19 protein-coding genes are annotated in these 23,630 nt (G+C 55.8%); 5 read left to right on the top strand and 14 right to left on the bottom strand.

Going from position 1 to position 23,630, the window contains the following annotated elements:
- Nucleotides 1–412: hypothetical protein (locus tag AC2FHX_RS14350; protein WP_496702101.1), on the bottom strand; the 412-nt coding region annotated here is incomplete at its 3' end.
- Nucleotides 413–601: 189 nt separating this feature from the next.
- On the opposite strand from AC2FHX_RS14350, the gene AC2FHX_RS14345 reads away from it, so the two are divergent.
- Complete coding sequence (locus AC2FHX_RS14345; RefSeq protein WP_496702103.1) at nt 602–1,681, top strand: extracellular solute-binding protein; 1,080 nt, start codon at nt 602–604, stop codon at nt 1,679–1,681.
- 29 nt (nt 1,682–1,710) lie between these two features.
- Nucleotides 1,711–3,312 (top strand): BCCT family transporter, encoded by a 1,602-nt coding sequence (locus tag AC2FHX_RS14340; protein WP_496698393.1) that lies wholly within the window; start codon nt 1,711–1,713, stop codon nt 3,310–3,312.
- A 382-nt stretch (nt 3,313–3,694) separates the two neighbouring features.
- On the opposite strand, the gene AC2FHX_RS14335 is transcribed toward AC2FHX_RS14340, so the two are convergent.
- Nucleotides 3,695–5,716: a DEAD/DEAH box helicase gene (locus AC2FHX_RS14335; RefSeq protein ID WP_496702105.1), complete on the bottom strand. Its 2,022-nt coding sequence runs from the start codon at nt 5,714–5,716 to the stop codon at nt 3,695–3,697.
- Nucleotides 5,717–6,126: 410 nt separating this feature from the next.
- Entirely contained in the window at nt 6,127–7,299 is a 1,173-nt protein-coding gene (locus AC2FHX_RS14330; protein ID WP_496702107.1) for an ATP-binding protein, read from the bottom strand.
- A 325-nt stretch (nt 7,300–7,624) separates the two neighbouring features.
- Here AC2FHX_RS14330 and speD point away from each other — a divergent pair, with 325 nt between their 5' ends.
- Nucleotides 7,625–8,026 carry an adenosylmethionine decarboxylase gene (gene speD, locus AC2FHX_RS14325; RefSeq protein ID WP_496698389.1) on the top strand — a complete coding sequence of 134 codons (402 nt, stop codon included), beginning with the start codon at nt 7,625–7,627 and terminating at the stop codon, nt 8,024–8,026.
- Here the strand turns inward: speD and AC2FHX_RS14320 are convergent.
- The 10 genes from AC2FHX_RS14320 to AC2FHX_RS14275 all read right to left on the bottom strand — a co-directional run bounded on the left by AC2FHX_RS14320 (nt 7,997) and on the right by AC2FHX_RS14275 (nt 17,967).
- Entirely contained in the window at nt 7,997–9,538 is a 1,542-nt protein-coding gene (locus AC2FHX_RS14320; RefSeq protein WP_496702109.1) for a polyamine aminopropyltransferase, read from the bottom strand. The genes speD and AC2FHX_RS14320 overlap by 30 nt on opposite strands.
- Nucleotides 9,535–9,759 carry a DUF350 domain-containing protein gene (locus tag AC2FHX_RS14315; RefSeq protein WP_142636390.1) on the bottom strand — a complete coding sequence of 75 codons (225 nt, stop codon included), beginning with the start codon at nt 9,757–9,759 and terminating at the stop codon, nt 9,535–9,537. Before AC2FHX_RS14315 ends, AC2FHX_RS14320 begins: the two co-directional genes overlap by 4 nt.
- Nucleotides 9,760–9,769: 10 nt before the next feature.
- Entirely contained in the window at nt 9,770–9,934 is a 165-nt protein-coding gene (locus AC2FHX_RS14310) for a hypothetical protein (protein WP_185956671.1), read from the bottom strand.
- 1 nt (nt 9,935) lies between these two features.
- Nucleotides 9,936–11,237: a DUF4178 domain-containing protein gene (locus AC2FHX_RS14305; RefSeq protein ID WP_496702111.1), complete on the bottom strand. Its 1,302-nt coding sequence runs from the start codon at nt 11,235–11,237 to the stop codon at nt 9,936–9,938.
- A complete protein-coding gene (locus AC2FHX_RS14300; RefSeq protein WP_496702112.1) occupies nt 11,234–11,848 on the bottom strand; it encodes a DUF4178 domain-containing protein in 615 nt (204 codons plus the stop codon). The genes AC2FHX_RS14305 and AC2FHX_RS14300 overlap by 4 nt, the downstream gene beginning before the upstream one ends.
- Before the next feature lie 171 nt (nt 11,849–12,019).
- The gene (gene arcC / locus AC2FHX_RS14295; RefSeq protein WP_496702114.1) at nt 12,020–12,952 is read right to left on the bottom strand and encodes a carbamate kinase; all 933 of its coding nucleotides are present in this window, start codon (nt 12,950–12,952) and stop codon (nt 12,020–12,022) included.
- A gap of 3 nt (nt 12,953–12,955) precedes the next feature.
- Nucleotides 12,956–13,957 (bottom strand): ornithine carbamoyltransferase, encoded by a 1,002-nt coding sequence (argF, locus tag AC2FHX_RS14290; protein WP_142636395.1) that lies wholly within the window; start codon nt 13,955–13,957, stop codon nt 12,956–12,958.
- A gap of 30 nt (nt 13,958–13,987) precedes the next feature.
- A complete protein-coding gene (locus AC2FHX_RS14285; RefSeq protein ID WP_496702117.1) occupies nt 13,988–15,217 on the bottom strand; it encodes an arginine deiminase in 1,230 nt (409 codons plus the stop codon).
- A complete protein-coding gene (locus AC2FHX_RS14280; protein ID WP_496702119.1) occupies nt 15,214–16,551 on the bottom strand; it encodes an amino acid permease in 1,338 nt (445 codons plus the stop codon). Before AC2FHX_RS14280 ends, AC2FHX_RS14285 begins: the two co-directional genes overlap by 4 nt.
- 9 nt (nt 16,552–16,560) lie before the next feature.
- Nucleotides 16,561–17,967: a YfcC family protein gene (locus tag AC2FHX_RS14275; protein ID WP_496698373.1), complete on the bottom strand. Its 1,407-nt coding sequence runs from the start codon at nt 17,965–17,967 to the stop codon at nt 16,561–16,563.
- Nucleotides 17,968–18,393: 426 nt separating this feature from the next.
- Between AC2FHX_RS14275 and AC2FHX_RS14270 the strand changes: the two genes are divergently transcribed.
- Entirely contained in the window at nt 18,394–20,133 is a 1,740-nt protein-coding gene (locus AC2FHX_RS14270) for a type I secretion system permease/ATPase (RefSeq protein WP_496702120.1), read from the top strand.
- Complete coding sequence (locus tag AC2FHX_RS14265; RefSeq protein WP_271948965.1) at nt 20,133–21,449, top strand: HlyD family type I secretion periplasmic adaptor subunit; 1,317 nt, start codon at nt 20,133–20,135, stop codon at nt 21,447–21,449. The genes AC2FHX_RS14270 and AC2FHX_RS14265 overlap by 1 nt, the downstream gene beginning before the upstream one ends.
- 12 nt (nt 21,450–21,461) lie before the next feature.
- Here AC2FHX_RS14265 and AC2FHX_RS14260 read toward each other — a convergent pair whose 3' ends face one another.
- Nucleotides 21,462–23,513, bottom strand: a complete 2,052-nt coding sequence (locus tag AC2FHX_RS14260) for a dockerin type I domain-containing protein (protein WP_496702122.1) — start codon at nt 23,511–23,513, stop codon at nt 21,462–21,464.
- Nucleotides 23,514–23,630: the final 117 nt, after the last annotated feature.

Genomic DNA, 23,630 nt, shown 5'->3' with positions numbered 1-23,630 from the left:
TGGCGAACGCGGTGACGAAGGAAATCAGTGCCTTTTTCATTTCTTGGTTCCTTTCGGTTGAGCGTGTTTGAAACGCTGTGTGTGCATTCAATTTGGCGATCTGTCGGTCAGATTTATTGCGATGACACATCAAGGTTTTGAGAAAAAACATCAACTTTACGCCCGTGGGCGTCGTCATTCCAGCGCCTCCGCACGCCCCTGAGACTCTTTCGCCGAAGGTGAGATAGGCCCCAAGATCAGGTCCGTAATTAACTGTGGTCGACGAACAGGAACCGGTTTCTCTGTATCGCTGGCTTCTGGAAAACAGCCTGTAACCGCAAGCCTTGTTTCTTGGTGGCTCTGCCAAATCTGTCGCTCTGTCTGGCGGAATAGTCGTATTTAGCTTTCGCAATTTTTGATTATTGCTGATCATCAGGGTGAATTTGATGTATTCTTGCTGAATGTGCTGGGAATTGACCAGGAGGACGACCCAAACAAAGCGCTTATACAAAATTAGAAGCGACTAGGGAGGAATTTGATGATGTACTATAGGCTAAAGGCGGTCAGGGGCTGTCGGATAATGATAGCTGCGCTGTTTTCCACTCTCTCTTTGAGTAATGCGATGGCGCAAAGTAACTCTGAGAGCGAAACCACAATCCCAGAGCCCGGGCCGTCCATCACCTTCACATCCTGGACCGGCCCTTACATGCGAAGTCAGATGCTTGGGTTTGTGCGCCCTTATGAGCAAGCCAAAAACGCCGATGTGCATGTTGCACATTACAATGGTGGCATCTCGGAAATCCGCGATCAGGTCGAAAGCGCAAATGTGATTTGGGATGTGGTCGACCTTACGCAAGCAGATTCACTTCGCGCCTGCGAAGAGGGCTTGCTGGAGAACATATCTGACATAGAACTGCCTGATGGCGTCGATGGCACACCATTTCGAGAGGATTTTGTCGAAGGTGCCCTGAATGATTGTGGCGTAGGAGTCATCGTATGGGGCACCGCATATGCGTATAACAATTCTCAATTCGCAGAAACGCCTCCATCAACCATTTCGGATTTCTTCGACACAGAAACCTATCCTGGGCCACGTGCCATCCGAAATGATCCGACAGTGATCATGGAATGGGCCCTTATGGCCGACGGCGTAGCCCGCGATGATGTGTATCCAACGCTCGAAACCGAAGAAGGTGTTGAGCGCGCGCTGAAAAAGATGGACGACATAAAAACCGGCCTGCAAATCTGGGAAACCGGGCGTGAACCCGTACGCCTGTTGAACTCTGGCGACATTGCGATGTCATCGATCTGGGCCACTACCGGTGCAACGGCCGCCCAGGAAGACGGTTCCGATTTTACGGTCAACATGGACGGCCGTGTGATTGAGCTGGATCTGTTCGGCATACCAAAAGGAAGCCAGAATAAAGAAGAAGCCATTGATTTTATTCGCTTTGCTAGCAGCTCAAATTCGCTGGCCGATATGGTCGGGTACCTGCCAAATGGTCCAACCCGAAAATCTTCGATGACACTCCTGTCAGATGACATTTTGGAGCGCATCCCGAACGGTCCGGCGTATGAAGACAATCTTTACATTCTGTCGGACGCCGAGTGGTGGGCCACCAACCACGGGCGCCTGGAAGAGGCGTTCCAGTCCTGGCTCGCAACCTCCGCCCGTCAGGGCGCTGCGGGTTCAACACGGTAAGCCTAAACAACAGGTCTAAGAGGTGCAAAATGAGTGATCAATCAACACAGAAACCTGACAATCTTGTAGCAAAGAGCGGCTTGTTCAAAGGTATGAATCCGACGATGGGTATCGCTTCGATGGTGATGATATTGGGGTTTGTGTTCTTCACGATCCGTGATGTTGAAGCTTCAAGTGCGATCTTTGCGACAGGTAAAAACTTTATCATCGGTAGCCTGGACTGGTTCTATGTACTGGTCGTTAACGCGGCACTGTTTTTCGTAATTTGGCTTATGATCAGCCGGTTCGGACACGTGAAGCTGGGCAAGGATGATGACGAGCCTGATTTTTCAACGTTTTCATGGATTTGCATGCTGTTTAGTGCGGGCTTGGGATCTGGTCTGATCTATTGGGGCGTTGCAGAGCCAATGTTCCATATCCAAGGCAGCCCATTCCTTGAGCGGGCGGGAATTGAACCAGGTTCGGTTGACGCCGCGGTTTCTGCGGTAACGATCACGAATTTCCACTGGGGTTTCCACGGTTGGGCTCTTTATGTGCTGGTTGGCCTCTGCCTTGCATATTTCTCGTACCGCCATGGGCTTCCTCTGACTTTGCGCACCGCTCTTTATCCTGTGCTGAAGGAACGGATCTATGGTCCCTGGGGTCATCTCGTCGATCTGATTGGCGTATTTGGTACAATCTTTGGCCTCGCAACCTCATTGGGGTTGGGCGTCACACCAATCGCCGCCGGTCTTGAGGATCTTGGCTGGATGGCAAACACCCAGACAAATCAGTTGATCCTCGTCGCAATCATCACCTGTCTTGGCACGGCTTCTGCTGCATCGGGTGTTGGCAAAGGCGTGCGTATCTTGTCTGAAGCCAACGTTATGGCAAGTGTTGGCCTGCTGCTCCTGTTCATCATTCTGGGGCCTACGGCATTCCTGTTGGGCATAACCATATCCGGATTTGGAGATTACCTCTGGACGGTGATACCCATGGGTTTCTGGATCAACGGTGAGCCCGAAAACCAATGGCAGAGCTGGTGGACGATCTTTTACTGGGGCTGGTGGATCGCATGGTGCCCGTTTGTTGGACTGTTCATTGCGCGGGTATCAAAGGGGCGGACGATCAAGCAATTCTGCTATTGCGTTCTTCTTATTCCAACCTCAGTCGTGATGCTCTGGATGGGTGTCTTTGGTGGCGCAGCAGCCGGGGTTGATCTGTTCTACGACGCAGGTGTCGTCGAGGCGGTCAACAATGACTACGCCGCTGGCGTATTCCAAACGGTCAAAGGATTTGGCTACACATGGTTGGTGTACCCGATCACAGTGTTGATTACGGTTCTGCTGATTTCGTGGTTTGTCACGTCTTCTGACTCGGGGACACTCGTGATGTGCACAATGCTGTCGATGGGTGACGAGCATCCGCCAATCAAGTTCCGTGTGTTTTGGGGTATTACCGCAGGCGTTGTTGCCGGTGTCCTAATGCTGGCCGGTGGGTTGAGCGCGCTACAGACAGCGTCCATCGTCGCAGGGCTACCAATCGCTGTGATCTTGTTGTTCATGATCTATGGTATTGTTTCGTCGCTTCACGCTGAGCATCCAGTGCCCGATGTTGAGGATAAGTACGAAATGGAGTTCCTCAACAGATAGGCAGCCATTGTGGTTCAATTTGTCGAGAGGCAGTTACATCTGCCTCTCGACAATTACAGACTTGGGTTTCGACCTGTCCGCGAAGCTTTCTTCGTTCTGATGTGAAGTTTGCCAAACTTTCTGGGAGCAAACGAATACGAAAGAACCTCTGCCTAATGGTTTCCACCAGCATCTCTGCTACCCGCGTGGTACAGCAACTGGATAGGCCTGTCGGCTCTCCATGGTGAGCCTCTCACACAATCTCGACCCGTGAACCAAAGGTACATTGTGGGGGATAGTCCGATCCTGGTCGTGATGGAGCGGTTTCTTTCGCCCATGCCTTCCATTGTCCCTTAAAGGTAATGCCCAGAGCCAAAAAACCAGGTTCGGAATGGAATGCAGGCTAAGTCTTCCGCCGTTTCGGGACAGAATCGCCACCTTTTGTAGATTTGGCCGCTGCGACTCGCGCTCGGTTCTTCTTGCTGCTTGACTTACCTTTGGGTGGAGGTGGACCCTTTGATGCTGTTCGGGCAGATTTGATATCGCCGCCTTTGGCTTCAGATTTACCGCCCTTACGTGCCTTTGGCTTTGCACCAACCGGTTTGAACAAGGCATCTGCCTGGTCTTTCGAAGCACGCTGGCGTTCTACTTTGGCTGATTTGACGGCCCTTGTGGAACGTTCTGCAGGGCTGGAAGGTACCCGGCCCTCGGGTTCAGGCTTGCGACGTCCATAGGTTGCAGTGCCGCTCCGTTCGGTCGGAGTCGTATCTCGTTTGCTCGTAATCGGTTTGCCTTTTTGCTTTCCGATGGGCTTGGTCCGGCCAGTTGCAGCAAAGTCCGGTGCCGTGTCCAGACGCACGAGATTCTTGACCTTTTCGATCTTCATCTCGGGCCCAACGGCTGTCAGGAACCCTTCGACGCTGGGCTCACGGATCTCGAAATAGGTCACATCATCGGCAATCCGGATGGCCCCAATGTCATCCTTCGTCAGATTGCCTGACTTGCAGATCATCGGCAGCATATAACGCGGCGACGCATTTTGATTGCGCCCCTCGGACAGCGAAAACCAGACGCTGGGGCCAAAGGCCGCGCGCTGTTTCTGGCTTTGCTGATCGACCGTCGACAACTCTTCTGGCGCGGAATGACGCAGCTTGTACTGCCGTAGGTAAGCTGCTGCAATCTGCTCAGGGGTAAAGCTTTCTACCATTTTCCGAACTGCTGCGCGTTCACTTTCCGTGATCTCTGCTTGCCAGTCATCCGATGCGAACATCCTCACCTGATCGCGTTCGGTCACCTCTTCGGCTGACGGGGCTGTCCCCCAATCGGCGGTCAGCTTGGCGAATTTCAGAATACGTTCCGCCTTTTTCCGCGACGCGGGTGCAACCACTAGTGCGCTAACGCCCTTGCGTCCGGCCCGGCCTGTTCGACCCGAGCGGTGCAGCAGTGTTTCATGGCTGTTTGGCAGTTCCGCATGGACCACCAAATCAAGGTTAGGCAAATCAATACCGCGGGCGGCAACATCCGTTGCCACACAGACCCTGGCACGCCCATCGCGCATGGCCTGCAAGGCGTTCGAGCGTTCGCTCTGGGTCAATTCTCCGGATAGGGCGACGACCGAAAAGCCCCGGTTTGACAGGCGCGCGGTCAGACGTGACACCATCGCGCGGGTATTGCAGAACACGATGGCGTTCGGCGCCTCATAATAGCGCAACACATTGATAATTGCATTCTCGCCGTCGCGCGGGCCGACCAACATAGCACGATAATCAATATCGGCGTGCTGCGTCTTTTCGCTGACGGTGCTCACACGTTCTGCATCGCGCTGATACCGTGTCGCCAGATTGGCAATCGCACGTGGGACAGTGGCAGAAAACAGCAAAGTCTGACGGTCTGATGGTGTTTCATCCAGAATGAATTCCAGATCCTCTCGGAACCCGAGATCCAACATCTCGTCGGCCTCATCAAGAACCACGGCGCGAATGGCCGTCAGGTCGATCGAGCCCCGCATGATATGATCCCGCAGCCGTCCCGGAGTAGCTACAACAATATGCGCGCCACGCGCCAACGCGCGACGTTCATCCCGAATATCCATGCCTCCCACGCAGGACGCCAGAAACGCGCCCGCATCGGCGAACAACCAGCTCAGTTCACGCTTGACCTGCAGCGCCAGTTCCCTTGTTGGTGCTACAACAAGTGCCAGCGGTGCGCCCGAGGTTTCGAATGTCTCAGCGTCACCCAGAAGTCGCGGCGCAATCGCCAGACCGAATCCGATAGTTTTACCCGATCCGGTTTGGGCCGAAACCAGCATATCCTTCCCCTCCAGTTCGGGCCGGGTTACAGCCTGCTGAACTTGGGTTAAGGTGTCATAGCCCTTGCGAGCCAGCGCATTTGCAATGGTTTGTTTCACAGCGGTGGTTCTTTTCATCGGTCAGGAGATGGGATTGTGCGGTATTGCAATCAATGCATCATCCATGGGTAAAGACAGCCCCTTAACGAGTGTCTTGACTATTGTATAGCCACGAACCGGGGCAGATGCGCTGAAAATCCCGTATCCTGCCCATACTGCCCCCTTTCAGTAGCGGCTTGAGACCCTCGCCGCTTTCGGTTCAATTTGTTGAGACGCGGCAGAAGCGCAGGCTTGGAATAATCAAAACAGGCGTTTTTCTGTAGAGCTTTCAACCGTCTGTAAACCAGCTGTCCCTGTCGGGATGGCGGTCAACGTGACTACTCCTTCGGGAAATCTACTACAAGCAGTCGGATTCGATAGCTTCTACGACCACGTTTTCTTCGAATTTAGGGCATGACGTTGAGCCAATGGCGCGGTCCCTCTTGCGTCTATGCAGACGCCAGCCGTTTCATTGCGCTCATGAGAGGCATGGCCCGCACACCTCCCTGCCCCGGCACTTCCTTGTCGTTGGCATAGACAAGGATGCGCTCTGAGACGTCCAATTCTTCTGTCGCGATGTGAAACCCACGCGTGACCTTCGCTGATGTCGTCCGCTTGATCTCTATGGCCCAGAGGCCGCCGCGGGGAAGTTTCAACATCAAATCCACCTCAGCCCCTGCTGAAGAGCGATAGAAGCTTGCTTCTGTTCCGCGCGGTGCCGCGGCGATCAGGTTTTCGATGCAGAACCCTTCCCAACTGCCGCCGACAACCGGATGCCCAAGCAGGTCTTCCGGTGTTTCGATCCCAAGAAGTGCATGGGCCAGCCCGGAATCGCGAATATAAACCTTGGGAGATTTGACCAAACGTTTTCCGGCATTGGAATGCCATGGCTGCAAACGGCGCACCAGCATCAGGTCGACCAGCAAATCAAGATAGCGCGCAACGCTCTGGCCAGAGACACCCAGGTTTCCCGCAAGTTTCGCCGCATTGAGTAACCCGCCTTGCTCATGGGCAAGCATCGTCCAGAACCGGCGCAATGTTTCCGCCGGGATGCGCAACCCAAAAGCCGGAACATCGCGTTCCAGATAGGTGCGGATGAAATCCTCGCGCCATGCCAGGCTGGTTTTGTCGTTCTTGGCAAGGAAGCTATCTGGAAACCCACCCCGCAACCACAGCGCAGAGATCGAGTCCACTCCGGTTTCCGACAAAATGAAAGGCGCCAGCTCGTGATAGCTGACCCGGCCAGCCAAGGATTCTGCGCTTTGGTGCAGAAGCGTGTTCGAGGCCGACCCCAGCAGCAGGAATTGCCCAGTCCGATACCCTTGTCTTCGTCGTCGGTCAATCTGACCGCGTAATGCCTTAAACAGGCCTGGCATAAGCTGAACTTCATCGATCACCACCAGGCGCCCAACCTGCTCGTCGAGATAGAGGTCTGGCTCTTCGAGCACCTGGCGATCAGCAGATCTCTCCATATCAAGATAGACAGCGTCACGGCTTTCAGCGATATCCTGCGCGAGGGTTGTCTTCCCAACTTGCCGCGGCCCAAGCAGGACTACGCCCGCCTGGTTCTCGAGAGAGTCTTCAACTGACTTTCTATCGCCGCGCTTGATCATACCTTGCATTTATTCCATTTGGTGGAAGATTTACAAGGATAAAATTCCAAATTACTATCCAGTGAAACCTATCGTCTCGGCCCATCACCCCAGAACCATGACACGCAAGTCTGGACCTTAGGTCGAGCATAATCGTGGAAAGCTGCGTCCCATTTGATCAAGAGAAAATTTAACCTGAGTACGTTCTTCTTTCTTAACTATTAAATTCGAAAAGTCCTCTTTGCGTCCCTCAATTTCATTTCCATTGCCCTGAAGGGCGAAGCCAACTAGGTACTTGCCGCGCACAAACCCCTAAGAATCTGCGAAAAGTCAAATCGCAGAAAGGACCAGGATCATGACCATACCGGCAATCAAAAACGCTGACACAGGCACGCTGGCTGGCTCGGGAATGCATATTCTGGTCGATCATTACGGCAGCCTATACCTAACCGACGTAACGCGCATCGAAGAGGCACTGACCGGCGCGGCGCGGGAAGCTGGCGCAACGATACTGTCGGGCAAGTTCCACAAATTTGGCGGGCATGGCGGTGTGACCGGTGTGTTGTTGCTGGCTGAATCCCATATTTCGATCCACACTTGGCCGGAAAATGATTATGCCGCCATCGACATCTTCATGTGTGGCACAACGCAACCGGACAAAGCGGCCGCATTTCTTGAGAAGCACCTGCACCCTGCCCGAGTTGAAATTACGCGCGTCAACCGCGGTTTACCGGAACCAGTAGTCCCAACCGTCTAAGTAATATCCCATCAGTGCGTGCGATTGCAGTGTATTAGGTTCGGCATCGATCCGGTCGGTATCACCGCCAAAAATCTGTGCCGCGCGCCAAACATCATCGTCGAGATAGCTCAACCCATCCGGCAGTTCGATTCTACGGTCGGTCAATGGTTCAAATGTAGCCAGAACAAACCCCCATTCGCCGAAGCTCGGCACGTAGCTGTGATAGGGAACCGCCTGCAGTCCCCGTCCGGGCCTTTGCGGATTGCGGCTGCCCTCGATCGTTTCGGCCACCGACCAAAAGGCCTGTCGGGCAAAGAACGGTGATCCAGCCTGAGTGACAAAGACCCCCTGCCCGCTTAGCCGTTCGGCCAGCAAGCCGTAGAATTGCTTGGTGTATAACCGGGACAAGGCGATGGATTTGGGGTCTGGCAGATCAATGATCACCACGTCGTAAATCTGGGTTTCCCGCTCCAGAAATCTCCAGGCATCTTCGTTGACAACCGTCACGCGCGGGTCGCTGAGAGCATTGTCGTTCAGCTTGGACAGATCTGGATGGTCGCGAAACAACTGCGTCACACGCGGATCAAGATCCACCAGCGTCACGGACTGCACCTCGGGATAGCGCAGCACCTCGCGCGCGGCCATGCCGTCTCCACCCCCCAGGATCAGAATGTCACGCGCGCGCGGCGCAAGGGCCATGGCCGGATGCACCAGTGGCTCGTGATAGCGGTGTTCGTCAAGGGAATCGAACTGGATCGAATGATCCAGAAACAGGCGCACCCGGTCGCGGTACCGGGTGACGGTGATCTGCTGATAGGACGTGGCCTCGGACAGGATGACATCATCTTCGAACAGTTCGGCCTCGGCGACCGAGACCAGCCGTTCGGACTGCCACAGTGCGCCCAGCGTTGCCACAAAGGCCACCGCCCAGACTGCCACCTGGACCCGCGTAGCCCATTCCCGAAACACCAGCAGAGACAGGCCAGCCACGGCAAGGTTTAGACCGCCAAAAGCCAGACTCGCGGACATCAGCCCCAGATACGGGATCACCAATAGTGGAAAAGCCAATGAGGCGACCAGCGCTCCGATGTAGTCGACGCTCAGCACGTTCTCAAATCGGAACTTCAGCGCCCCGATCTGTTCAAGCACACGGGCAATTAATGGGATCTCCATCCCGGACAGGATGCCAATGGCAATCAAAGCGCCGTAAAGCGGCAAGGCCACCTGCCCCAACCACGCATAATTCAGAAACAGCACCGGCGCCAAAAAACCGCCAACGATGCCCAGAAGGATCTGCGCCCAGACAAAACCGGAAAACGCATCCGAGACAAAACGCGACAGCCAAGCACCTACTCCCATCGCCGACAGAAAGATGCCAATTACCAGTGAAAACTGGCGGACGGAATCCCCCAGCAAATAACTGGACAAGGTGGCGGCAATCAGCTCGTAGATCAGCCCGGCGACGGCCACCAGAAAGGTGGCCAGCAACAACCACGCGGCGCGCGCCTCAACCGCGCGGGGCGGGGTCATGACAAGATGACAGCCGCAATGATGATGGAAACTGCTACAAACAGCAGCCCGATCAGGATCGCCAACGCGATGTTCTGATCTTTTTCGATCTCGTGCACGACCGAGAAGGGTGTCATCCAGTCGATCACCTTCCACACGACCCACATCAGCGTCACGCCCAGAAGGGTGTAGAAGATTGTGCTGATGATTTCTGCAATCTGAATTGCTGCTATATAATCCATTGATTCCTCACTATTTTATCCGATTTGACCGATAGTACCCGCCGCCGCCGCTGCCGACCCGAACCGAGGTGTCCAAGTCACGGCTTTCGGCCCAATACCCATGCCACGAGACATAACCCGTGGCAGCCACGGCCAGAGTTGAAATGACGACGAAAATGATCCTGAAAGCTGTCACTTTAATCCTCATTTACCCAATCAGTTCCCGACCACCGGGCGCGTTGATGCAACCATTTGCGCCCGAACTGAAACAGGAACAGCGCTCCAAAAACCCCGGCCAGCGCGAATGTCCAAAGACCACTGGACAGTCCGGTTTTGACACTGACCTGCAACTGGCTGAACGGCTGCCCCGGTACATGGCCTACGCCCGACCCGGTCCAAAGCCCCTGCTCAGGCACGTCTAATACCAGTGTGTAATCGCCTGTGCGATCTGGTCGAAACGTCAGGCTCGCAAATTTGCTGCCTTCGCTCCACGATCCTTCCGAGTCGCGCCCGGTGTAATATTCGATCGTTCGACCCGCCTCGAATACTGGCTCTCCTTCGGGATCAAGCAGCTCAATGTCCAGATAGATCCAACTGTTTTTGACATTGCCCGAGAAGGAAACGCGCGTCAGTTGGCTGTCGGCTTCAAGCGGGATTGTGATCTCGGCCGGGAAGTCGCCACGTTTTAGCGCCTGACGCTCTATCGCCCTCTCTCCTGATCGTTGAGAGAAGGAAACCGCCATCACAAGACAAAGGATCATAAACACGAATGATACGACCAGCAAAAATCTATAGTTTGGGCCCTCGATGAAAGGTTGCAGCGGATGCACCCGATGTGGGTTCAGGTTCAATGAAACCCCAAAAGCTGCTTCGGCCTGCTGTTTCGAAACATAGAACGAGCGATAGGTCTCACGCTCGGACCCGGTGGTCGAAAACCCCAGCATCGCCGTATCAGACATCGCCGAAATCGTGGTTGTCTTTTCCCCCAGTGACGGCGGCCAGGTGAATTCACCCTCAACATAGGTGACCGCGCTTGTGGTGGTCTCGTAATACACAAAGCGCCCATCCTCGGTCGTCACAGAGGGAGGGGATTCCGCTGTCTCAACCCACCGCTCCGACATCCAGGCCGATCCGCGATAGCGTCTGGAAAACACCAGATGCCCCGCCTCAAGCGTCAGCCAGGCATAGCCGTGAGTTGGCGAATAGAGCTGATGGTCTATCCATTGGTAGACCCGTCCGCCCCAGCGCTCGGCATGTTCGATCAGACCAATTATGGTGAACTCAGCACCATACAACGACCCGCTCATCCCAATCGAAAGCGGGGTTTCCGGGCGTTTCTGATCCTTGAACTGACGCAATGTCCGGTAGTTGTTCTGTGCATCCAGTTCGGCCCCGCAATAGGAACAGATCTGCACAATCACCCGGCCCCCGCCCAGCACATCCAGGCCGGCGCCACAGCAGGTGCAGTTGATCGAAAGAAGACTTGGGTCTCGGGTCATGACTGCCGCTGAACCTTCACGTCAAATGCGTCGTACCACCGACCGTAGAACCAGATCGCATGACCCGGCCAGAATTCACCAGACAACAGTGCCTCGTCTCCGGCGGAAGCGTTCACGAATTCATGGCTTTCCCCGACCTTTAGCACCTCATCGAACTGTCCGCGCAGGGCGATGCATTCGGCATGTTCAACTTCGGTAACCGTGAATGTGGCCGCGTCGAAATCCAGCGTTTCGCCCAGCTTGAACGGAGGCATGAATTTCGGCGTGTCCTTTTCGGTCAAGCGTTTCTGCCGAACGACATCTCCCTCATCGAGCGATATCCAGCAGGTGCGGCCATCACCATCGACACCGCAGAACTCATCCCAGAACCCCCGCCCGTAGGAATAGCGCGCATGACCAAGAATCAATGTCGACGTTCGACCCAGTTGCACTTGATCGCCTATCCCGAACAAAAGCGGTGCATAGTGCATCTCACCCTGCTGGCCCGCCGATTGAACCTGGACATCATTGATCATCAACGTCGTACCGCAGGACGCACAGGTGGCAACCTTTATCCCTTTCAGCGCAATCGGGGTTTGCGCACCGCAGTTTGGACAGTTCAAAGTCTTCATGCTTTCAAGTCGCGCAAAGAAAATGAAAGTTCAAGCCGTTATTGGTTCTGGAGAATACACGTCCGGTGCCGCCTCGACCTTGTTGCCAGAATTCAAACAGAACCACTTAGGTGGAACTAAACATGCTGGCGGTTCTGTTAGAGGTGCCGTCAGCCCCAGCAATCATCTGAGTTAGTCGTGAAATAGGGTTTCAGCTGCGTCTTTGCTTATGGTTGTGCCCTTCCTGCCCGCAACGATATCCGCCAGATCGGCCAGTGCGCCGATGGCTGCGGATTTGCCGGTAAGCCGCGCAAACTGGGCGGCGGCCTCGACCTTTGGGCCCATCGAACCGGCGGCGAAATTGAACTTGGCCATGGCCTCTGGTGAGGCGGCTTTTATGCCACGCTGAGTATCGGTACCCCAGTCCAGATAGGCACAATCAGCATCCGTTGCCGAAATGAACAGATCGGCCCCAACCTCTCGGGCCAGCAGCTCTGAGGCCATATCCTTGTCGATCACCGCTTCTATCCCCTCCAGATAACCCGGAGAAGTATAGGCCGTGGGAATGCCACCGCCACCGGCACAGATCACCACGGTTTGCCGTTCCAGCAGCCATTTAATCGGCCTGATTTGAAAAATCCGTTTCGGCAGCGGAGAGGCAACAACCCGTCGCCATTTGTCACCATCCGCACGAATTTGCCAGCCCTTGTCGGTGGCCAATCGTTCAGCCTCGGGTTTGTCATATACCGGACCGATGAATTTTGTGGGGTCGTCAAAGGCGGGATCCTTGGCATCTACCTCAATCATGGTCAGCAGCGTGGCCAGAGGCGTCTCGGGCGGCAGACGGTTGCCCAGCTCTTGCTCGATCATGTACCCGATCATGCCCTCGGTTTCCGCCCCAAGCACGTCCAGCGGATAGGCCTCATCCGGTTTATAGGCGTTGCCCTGTAGGGCCAGTAATCCCACCTGAGGGCCATTCCCGTGGGTCACAATCAACTCGTTCCCCTCGGCAATGGTGGCCAGCGCCTGAGCGGCGATGGCCGTGTTTTCACGCTGGTTCTCGGCGGTCAGGGCCTGACCGCGCCGCAGCAGCGCATTGCCCCCTAGGGCGACGACGATCCGCATGGCTCAGGCCCCCAATGTGGCGACCAGAACGGCCTTGATTGTGTGCATTCGGTTTTCGGCCTGTTCGAACTGAATACCGGCGGGGCTTTCGAATACCTCTTCGGTGACCTCCATTTCGGTGATGCCAAATTTCTCGTGGATGTCTTCGCCCACTTTAGTCTCGGTATTGTGAAAGGCGGGCAGGCAATGCATGAATTTGACGTTTGGATTGTTTGCCGCTGCCATTAACGCGCTGTTGACCTGATAGGGGGTCAGCTGCTTGATCCGGCTGTCCCAGACCTCGGGTGCTTCGCCCATCGAGACCCAGACATCGGTGTGGATGAAATCCACGCCATCCACGGCGGCCGCAGGATCATCGGTGATGGTCAGCGTCGCGCCGTAACGCGCGGCGGCTTCTTCTGCCGGACCGCGGAATTCGTCGGACGGCCACAGATCACGTGGGGCGGCGATGCGGACGTCCATCCCCATCATGCAGCCCGCGATCATCAGCGAATGGCCCATATTGGACCGCCCGTCGCCCACATAGGCGTATTTGATGTCATGCAGGGGCTTTTCACCATATTCCTGCATGGTCAGCAGATCGGCCAGCATCTGGGTCGGGTGGAACTCATCGGTCAGCCCGTTATAGACCGGCACGCCCGCATTGGCGGCCAGTGTTTCCGCCAGTTCCTGCCCAAAACCGCGATATTCAATGCCGTCGAACATGCGGCCCAGCACGCGGGCAGTGTCCTTCATGCTTTCCTTATGCCCGATCTGTGACCCCGAGGGCCCAAGATAGGTGACACCGGCACCCTGATCCATCGCGGCCACTTCAAAGGCGCACATGGTCCGGGTCGAGGATTTCTCGAAGATCAGGCAGATGTTCTTGCCTTTTAGATGCTGGATTTCAGACCCCGCATATTTTGCGCGCTTCAGATCGCGCGACAGGTCCAGCAGATAACGCAGCTCACGCTGGTCGAAATCGAGCAGTTTCAGAAAGCTGCGGCCTTTGATGTTAAATGCCATTGGTCAATCTCCTTTTTTCAGTAATCGGGTTCAATAATCAACGGGGTCACGCCAGATCGGGCAGGTCATGCAATGCCCGCCGCCGCGTCCGCGCCCCAGTTCCGAGCCCGAGATCGTGATCACTTCGACCCCCGCCTTGCGCAGCAGCGTGTTGGTATAGGTGTTGCGGTCATAGGCGACGACCACGCCGGGCTCTAACGCCACCACGTTGTTGCCGTCGTCCCATTGCTCGCGTTCCTGATTAAATGCGTCTCCGCCGGTCTGCACGATGTTCAGAGATTTGATCCCCAGACATTCGGCGGCCACATCGAACAGATGTTTGTCATCGCGCCGGAAGTCGATCGTGTCCTCTTTGTTTCCGGGGCGCAGGCTGATGCACTGGATCTCGTTACAGACATCAACATAGGCAGTCGCGGTCTCACGGTCGCAATGGCTGAACACTGTATCCAGATGCATAGCCGCGCGGCTGCGGGGCATCTGACAGGCAACAACCCTCTCCGCCGCGCCTTTGGCAAACAGAGCGCGGGCGACCTGACCAACCGCCTGCGGACTGGTCCGTTCGCCCATGCCGATCAACACACTGCCATTGCCCCAAGGCATGACATCACCGCCTTCGACCGTGGCCGCGCCGTGATCCTTGTCTGGGTCACCCCACCAGATCTCGAAATCTGCGTCGCGGAACTCGGGGTGGAACTTGTAGATCGCGGTCACCAACAGGGTTTCGGGGCGCCGCGCCGGCCAGTACATCGGGTTGACCGTCACGCCGCCATAGATCCAGCAACTGTTGTCACGAGTGAACTGCGTATTTGGAATCGGTGGAATCACAAAGCCCAATGGCCCCAGATAGCTGCCGAACATACCTGAGGGTTTGAACGGCATATCTTCGACCGCGATGCCGCCGATCAGATATCTGGCCAGATCCTTGGCCGCCATCTCATCCAACCAGCCGCGCAGCTCATTCAGCATACCGACGCCCACCTGATTTTCGGTAATGCGGCGGTCCAGAACCCAATTACGGGCTCCCTTGTCCTTCAGCGTTTCTGCAAGCAGCGTCTGGAATTCTAAAACCTGAACCCCGCGATCCTCCATCTTCATGCGGAAATCGGCATGGTCAGAGCGGGCTTTGTGCACCCAAAGGACATCGTCATAAAGCAACTCTGCCGCATTGCCAGGGGTCAGGCGGGAATGGGCCAGACCCGGTTCGCAGACCATCACCTTTCGAAGTTTCCCAATCTCGGAATGTGCGCCAAATCCAGTCATGATATCTCCTTTGATGTAATCGCGCCGGACTGCCAACGCAGCCAGACATGGATGGGCAACCCAGCCAACAGCAACAGGGCGCCCCAAAAAACGACGTCTTTTCCAGCGCCGAAAATCGCCCAGAATGAATAGACAAAACCGAGACCCGCCAGCACAAAGGCCTGCGGTGGCAGGCGGGTGCGTTCTTTGCGTTTTGCGCGGATCATAATCTCGGCACCTGCGCACAGCAGGTAGGGAACCAGCGTGGATAGGGTGGCCAACAGAATGATGAATTCAAACTGTTCAGCCAGGGATCGGGTATAGTTCATAGCGATCAAAGCGCTGGCTAGCAGGCTTGAGGAGATCAGGCCAAATGCCGGCGTACCAGTCCGTGACACCCGGGCAAAACCGGCCGGGAACAATCCGTCACGCGCCGCGCCCAGTGGCACTTGCCCGGTCAGCAGCACAAATCCGTTGAGCGTGCCGAAGGTCGAAACGCAGGCCCCGACCGCGATGAATACCGCACCGCCAAACCCCCACATCACATGCGCAACATCCGCCAGCGGTGCGTTGCTTCCGGCCAGCGTGCCGGATGGCACCACCCCAAGCGCCACATAGGTCGCGGCGATATAGACCAATGCGGCAACACAGGTTCCGACAATCGTCGCAAGAGGGATCGTTTTGGTAGGGTTCCTGACATCGCCCGCCGGAACCGTTGCGGATTCGAGCCCCACAAAGGCCCAAAGCGTCAACGCCGCGCAGGCCGAGATCGCCGATATGTTCGACATACCGCTGAGGTTAACCGGCCGGAAGTTGGCCGGTTGGACATGGGACAGTCCCAGCAGGATCAGCACCAGCAGCGGGGCCAGCTTCATCACCGTGGTCACCACTTGCACAATCCCGGCCTGCCGAACGCCGCGCAGATTGACCCAGGTGAGCAGCCAAATCGCACCAAGTGAGACCGCCAATCCCGCGAGCGCAGTTTCCCCGATGGCGGGTACCATAAAGCTGAGATAGCCAGCAAAGGCGACGGCAACGGCGGCATTCCCAGACCACAGCGCGATCCAATAGCCCCAAGCAATCAGGAAGCCCGCGAAATCACCAAAGCCCTCGCGCGCATAAGCGTATGGCCCACCGGTATTTGAAGACAATCGCGCCAGTCGCCCGAAGATTAACGCCAGAACAATCGCGCCTCCTGCAGTCAGAACCCATCCCGCCATCGAGATTGGCCCGAACGCGGCCAGAGAAGATGGCAGCAGGAAAATACCGGACCCGATCATATTGCCCACCACCAGCGCGGTGCACATCCAGAACCCAAGGGTTCCTTTGGGTTTAGATCGGGTGTCGGTGGGCATAATGCGACCTCATGCCAACGCGGAAAGGCTGAGCCCGGCCATGATGATGACGATCAGGATCAGTAAAAGCGGCCACATGAACCTGAGCCAGCGTTCATAGGGCACACGCCCCAGGGCAAGCCCGCCCATGACCACCGCAAAGGTGGGGTTAATCAGGTTCACCAAACCGCTGGCTGACTGATAGGCCGTCACGACCAAGGACCGTTCTACGCCGGAAAAGTCTGCTAGCGGCGCCATGATCGGCATGGTCAGAACCGCCAAGCCCGAGGATGACGGGACGAGGAAGGACAACAGCCCCTGCAAGGCGAACATCGCATTGATAAAGGCCACTTTGCCCAAACCATCCACGGCACCTTCGGCCCAATACAAAATGGTATCGGTGATGTTTCCTGCGTCCATGACCACTACGATCCCGCGCGCGATCCCGATCACCAGCGCAACGCCCAGCAAATCCCGGGCACCGTCAACGAAGGTCGAGGTGAATTCCTCTTCCCCGATCCGTGCGATCAATCCCACGATTATCGAGGACACAATGAACAGGCCGGACATCTCGGCCATCCACCAGCCTCCTGCCGCGACACCCCAGATCATCACGCCAAAGCTGGCCGCAAAGATCAAAAGGATCAGCCCATGCATACCCGTAAAGGTCGGAGCTTCACCGCCCGTGCGGCCACCTTTGAGGAAATGCGCCTCATTGCTTTCGCGCTTGTCGGCAACGATGGACAGATCCGGATCGGCTTTGACCTTGGCTGCATATCGCATGACAAAGACCACACAGGCCAACCAGCATGCCAGCAACAGCGCAAAGCGCAGCATTATGCCATTGGTGAAGGGCACCCCCGCCGCATCCGAGGCGATGACTGTGGCAAACGGGTTAATCGTCGATCCCAGCGTGCCAACCCCCGCCCCCAGCATGATGATGGCCACACCCACTACCGCGTCATAGCGCGCGGCAATCATCACTGGGATGATCAACGCGTAAAAAGCCAGTGACTCTTCGGCCATGCCATAGATTGTGCCCCCCGCAGCAAAGAAGGCCATCAAGATGGGGATCATCCATTTCTCGCGCCCCTTTAGACGCACCATTGCGCGCGCAATCCCGGCGTCTATCGCCCCGGTTCGCGTTACAACTCCCAAAAAACCGCCAATCACCAGCACAAAAAGTGCAACATCAATCGCCCGCGCTTCATAACTGACAGGGTCATAGAACCCCCCGATAGGGGCCAGTACGACATCATAGAACCCCTGCGGATTGGGCTCGACAACCTGATAGCTGCCCGGTACCGGAACATCGCGTCCCAGAGCTTCGTTAGCGACGCGGTCATATTGGCCAGCGGGAACAAACCAGGTTGCAATGGCGACCAGTGCTATCAACGCAAACAGAATTGTATATGCAGTTGGAAACTTGAGCTTCATGTCATCAAACTCCTAAAAGAGCTGAGATTGGGTTTCGAAACTTCCGGTCTCTTCATACAGTCTCAATATGAGATTTCAAAGGATGAATGACCCCGAGGCGACCTGAATGGTTCTACATGAACGCCATTCGCTGGCGCTGCGCATTGACCTGCATCAATAGAATTCAGGCTGACGCCGGATTCAGGTTGGTCAGTTTTTGCTTTCCTACAGATCGTAAGTTGCTCATTTGAGTGCAGCGTTTAGCACCTTGCGATCCATCGCCCCAGTCTGGCAGAAACCCGCTTGAGACTGTGGTGATCATGTTGACATATCAGCCCATTTCCCTGAACCGGGAAGTCGCACATTTGCATTAGGCTTACCAAAGGCTAGTGTGCAAGAAATTAAGGCGCAAATGCCCGTATCGAACAGTAACCCAAGGCTAACAACGTGAGCTCTGAAATTCCCAGGTCCCTGCCTGCCAGACATGAGTTGCGCAAGGTGCGCAACAAGGGGCTGTCATTTCTGGCACTGGCCTTCCTGTTCAGCATCTTTGTCAACCTGCTGATGCTGACCGGGCCTTTATTCATGCTGCAGGTTTATGACCGCGTCCTTGCCTCTCGGGCGGTTGAAACCCTCACGGCGCTGTTTCTGATTGTCGCTCTATTATATAGCCTTATGGCCATGCTGGATTTTGCGCGAGGACGTATCGTTGCGCGGTTCGGAGCGAGGTTCCAGTCGCAACTGGACGAGCGGGTGTTCGAGGCAACGCTGCGAAAATCTCTTGTTCCGCAGGCCCGTGCAGCCCCAGCCACTGCCTTGCGCGACCTTGAGGCAATCCAGAACCTGTGTTCCTCACCTGTTTTGCTGGCCGTAATGGATATCCCCTGGACACCGGTTTTTCTGGCAGCAATCTTCCTATTCCACCCGATGCTTGGATGGCTTGCCGTTGCGGGTGGCGCGATCCTGATTGTCATCGCTCTGCTTAATCAGGCGCTCACTCATAGAAAGGTTGCCGCTGCGCAGCAGGCCTCGTCGCGGGCAGGCTCATTCTCGGAACATGCCAGACAAGCCGCAGAAGTTGTCCGCTCGCAAGGAATGCAGCAAGACATCTCGCAACGCTGGCTGACCCAGAGGACCGATGCGCTGAGACAGACCATCTCGGCAAGCGACTGGACCGGAAGCTTTACCTCATTAACCAAGTCGATGCGGCTGTTCTTGCAATCTGCCATGCTGGCATTGGGAGCTTTGCTGGTTTTAAGAAACGAACTGTCCCCTGGGGCAATGATCGCAGGGTCCATCCTGCTTGGGCGCGCATTGGCCCCGGTCGAGCAGGCGGTGGGCCAATGGGCATTGGTGGAGCGTGCCCGATCCGCGTGGATTTCACTGAACCGATTCCTGGACACCACCCCGCCCGAGCCGGACCGGACCAAATTGCCTGTACCAGATGCGCACCTGACCGCCAAAGGACTGACCGTTGTACCACCCGGCGCCGATTTACCGACACTCAGGAACGTTTCACTGAAACTAGAACCGGGCAAAGCTTTGGGCGTGATCGGCAAAAGCGGGTCAGGAAAATCCACGCTTGCCAAGGCCTTGTTAGGATTGTGGAAACCGGCCGTTGGCGAAATCAGGCTTGGAGGCGCTACGCTGGATCAATACGGCACTGATGATTTGGGCCAACACATCGGGTATCTGCCGCAGGAAGTCACTTTGTTCAACGGAACAGTGACCGAAAACATCGCCCGGATGTCCCAAAACCCGGATTCGGAAGCGGTCATCGCTGCAGCCAAGAAAGCCAAGGCACATGACCTAATCCTGACGTTGGAAAAGGGGTACGACACGTTTCTGGAAGGCAATGACAGTCAACTGTCGGGTGGCCAAAAGCAACGTATTGCTCTGGCGCGCGCTTTGTATGGAGATCCTGTCTTACTGATCCTGGACGAGCCGAACTCGGCTCTGGATGCTGATGGTACCGAGGCATTGAACACCGCGATCCGAGAACTGAAGGCCGCGGGTAAATCAGCCATCATCATGACGCACCGACCACAGGCCATTTCCGAATGCGACGATCTTGCAGTTGTTGAAAATGGGCAGGTTGTGAAATCCGGCAGCCGCGACGAGGTGCTAAGCGCCATGGTTCAGAACGCAAATGCGATCAAAAAGGGTCTGGCACGGGTGGGTGAGTAATGCAAAAGCCCAATCATAATGACACGCGCCCTGTTTGGCGCATTACATTTCCTGCTCTGGTCGGGTTTCTCGCACTGGCTATTTTAATCGGCGGGTTGGGCTTTTGGGCGGTGCAGACCAGGCTGGCAGGCGCCATTGTATCGCAGGGCGTCATCGAAGTTCAAAGCAACCGCCAGGTAGTCGAGCATCCAGACGGTGGCGTGGTCGGCGAGATTTTTGTACGCGACGGTGATTCCGTCACCGGCGGCGACATTCTGTTACGTCTGGATGACACGTTTCTGACCTCGGAAAAGACCATCGTTGAGGCGCAGCTGTTTGAATTACTCGTCCGAAAGGCGCGGCTTCAGGCCGAACGCGATGGCACTGATCTGACTGTTTTGACATCCGCGCTGAACGACGTACAGAAACAAGAAGACATTGACCCTGAGCTGATCGCCGGCCAGCAACGCCTGTTCGAGGCACGTCTGAATACCCTAAATCAGCAGACTCAGCAGTTGAGCAAGCAACGCATTCAGATAGAAAGCGAGATCGAGGGCACCTTGGCGCAACTGGTCTCGCTGCGCCGTCAGGTCGATCTGATACAGGAGGAGCTGCAGGACCAGCAAAGCCTGCTTCAACGCGGTCTGACACAAGCCAGTCGGGTCTCCGCCTTGCAACGCGAAGAAGCCAGCCTGACAGGTGAAATAGGCAGGCTCGAAGCGGCTGCCGCGCGGCTCAAAGGCCAAATCGCGGCAACCGAGATCAAGATTGTAGAACTGCAGGCGACACGCCGCGAAGAAGCAATCACCGCCTTACGCGATGCGCAATCGAAAATCGCCGAACTGTCTGAACGCAGGCTCTCGCTTGCTGTTCGTCTATCGCGGCTGGATATTAGGGCGCCGGTTTCCGGTACTGTCTATGGAAGCCAGGTGTTTGCACTGCATTCGGTTGTACAACCGGCAGAACCGATGATGTATGTCGTACCACAGGAAATTCCTCTGCTGATTGCCGCTCGCGTAGATGCGATTCATGTGGACCAAGTGTATATTGGGCAGCCCGCCCTCCTGCGATTTCCCGCCTTCAACCAACGCGAAACCCCCGAAATCGAAGGGCATGTTGTCACGATTTCTGCCGATACGTTCACTGATGAGAACACTGGACACACATTTTATCGCGCTGAAATGTTACCTGATGCCAACCAGATCGAGCGCCTGAACGGGCAACGTCTTGTACCCGGCATGCCAGTCGAAGCGATGATCAAGACGGACGAGCGATCCCCGTTTTCATATCTGATAAAACCGATGGCCGATTACTTTAACAGGGCCTTCCGGGAATAGATTCCGTCGTCTTTAAACCGCTTCGAGATTGCCCAACAGGATCGAGGTCATGTCAGTCGTGATCACTCCGTCTACCGCGATGACATCGACACCGGTTTCGTAGGTCACGTTTGAACTTGTGATCCCCGACAAATCGGCGTCCGCGTCCAGAAACACCCACTCTGCCTCATGCGCTGTGGGCAATCCGACGGCGATCTGCAAGATAGCCAGCGCATCCAGAGCGTTGATGAGGCCATCTTGATTGATATCGGCCGCAATCAGGTTTTCCGGTGCTGCCTGCCCCCATGTCGGGTCCAGTCCCACGGAAAGTCGCAAGACCTGCAATGCGTCCAAGGCCGTGATCTCGCCGGTCCCAGCCGAATAGGACTTTATGATATCCAGTTCACCGATAAATGTGCTCGAAGGCAGATCCAGATCGAACCTCCCTTCATCGTCGGCTTGGACATTAACCGTGCCGCCTCCGTCCGGGGTGAAACGTATTTCAGCGTTTGACAGACCGGGATTTGCAGCTTGTGAATCAATGGTAATATTCCCTTGAATGCCTGCCGAACTGTCCGGGTCGAGCCCGCCCAAACCGTTCAAATCCACCGGAATATGGTCTGGCCCGCCAAATCCGGCGCCAAAGACATCTGAACTGGTCAGCGGAGCACCTGACGCCGAAAACACCTGAACCACATTATCCAGATACTCGATCTGCGCACCTTGCGCGGTGGACGTAAAAGTGAGCTGTCCAGGTGAGCGCAGAAATGGATAGTCAAACAGATCCAGCCTGTCCGATCCGACTTCAAAATCGGTAATCGTTGTCATCGCGGCTCCGGTCTGCATCACAAAGATATCAGACCCGGAACCGCCGGTCATCGTAGTGGCCCCAATCCCCGCTATCAGGATGTCATCGCCGCCGCCGCCAAGTAGAGAGGCATCAAGGATGCTGCCACTGAGCATATCGTTCTGCGCGGTGCCAGTGACTGTCCCATATCCGTCTGCGGCGATACCCAGATCAGCGACCGAAAAAGTAAGCTGCGTCAACCCGGCCTCTTCTTGTGAGGCGGCAAAGATCTGAATTTCGTCCCCGACATGGGTCACGCTGAGCGATTCGACATTTTGCAGCGCGGTGCTCAACGTATCGGCAAAACTGTCCAGATAGACCAGTTGACCATCCGGTGTCAGGGTAAACAGTGTCACCCCATCATCGCCTCCCCCGGCCACGACAAACACCTGACCATTCACTTCGACCACGGCCAGGTCCTGAGCCGATTCAAAGCGGGTATTCAGTGTATCCAGCACATGATCGGTGGGTATCAACCGGCCATCACCAGACAGCTCCATGACGCTGATCGTGTTGCTTTCGCTGCCAGCAACGATGACCCAGGAATGGCCATGCGCCTGCGCAATTTCGACGGCCGTTGGGGCGCCAATGCCCAAGGTCGCGACCCCATCGCCGGAATCTGCGAGGCTCAAGGTTCCTGCGCTGCTGTCCACCAAATAGGTCGTTATCGAATTGCTGGTGGCGTCGGTTGCGACGACAAATTGATCCGACCCGGACTGAGCGGTCTTGATCGAGTCGGCCTGACCTGCAACGGCCCCCGCAAAGGTCAGTGAGCCGTCTGAGCCAACCGTATAGGTCGAAATCAACCCGCTGCCCTCTTGCGCCACGGCCAGAATGTCGACCGATCCAAAGGAAACCTGCACTAAGGCCGAATAGCCACCCCCACCGCTCAGGGTCCCGGTTTCCTGTAATTCTCCGATAGATCCGTCTGGAAGGATTTCGTAGCTGACAAGGCCGGCTGCGGACCTGACATCCAGAACGATGTGATCGCCCCCCAACTGAGAAACCGTTACCCCGGAACGTCCAACTGTGCCCGAGATTGTACCACTGAAATATTCTATGTCTTGCTGCTGGGGAACCGCGCCTTCGACGAGGTGCCATACAACAATGCCCCCTCCCTGTCCGGTCAGGCTGTACAGATACGTTTCCCCGTTAAACGTTTCTAAAGCCGTATCGCCGATACCTGAATCGAGCGCTGCGCTCCCTGTTGCAACTACTCCGCCGAACTGAAGCATCATACCAAATCACCCCACGCCAAAATCTGGCTCTTGAACAGGATGATCTGATGCCCGGTCCAATACCAAAGCGGGATTGTGGTGAAAACGAGGAGTTCGGTTTCAGTTTAACACAATTTT

This window comes from Ruegeria sp. CDSC042 (assembly GCF_059610745.1).
Note: the sequence above shows the minus strand (reverse complement) of the source record. Positions and strands in the feature narration are given on the sequence as shown.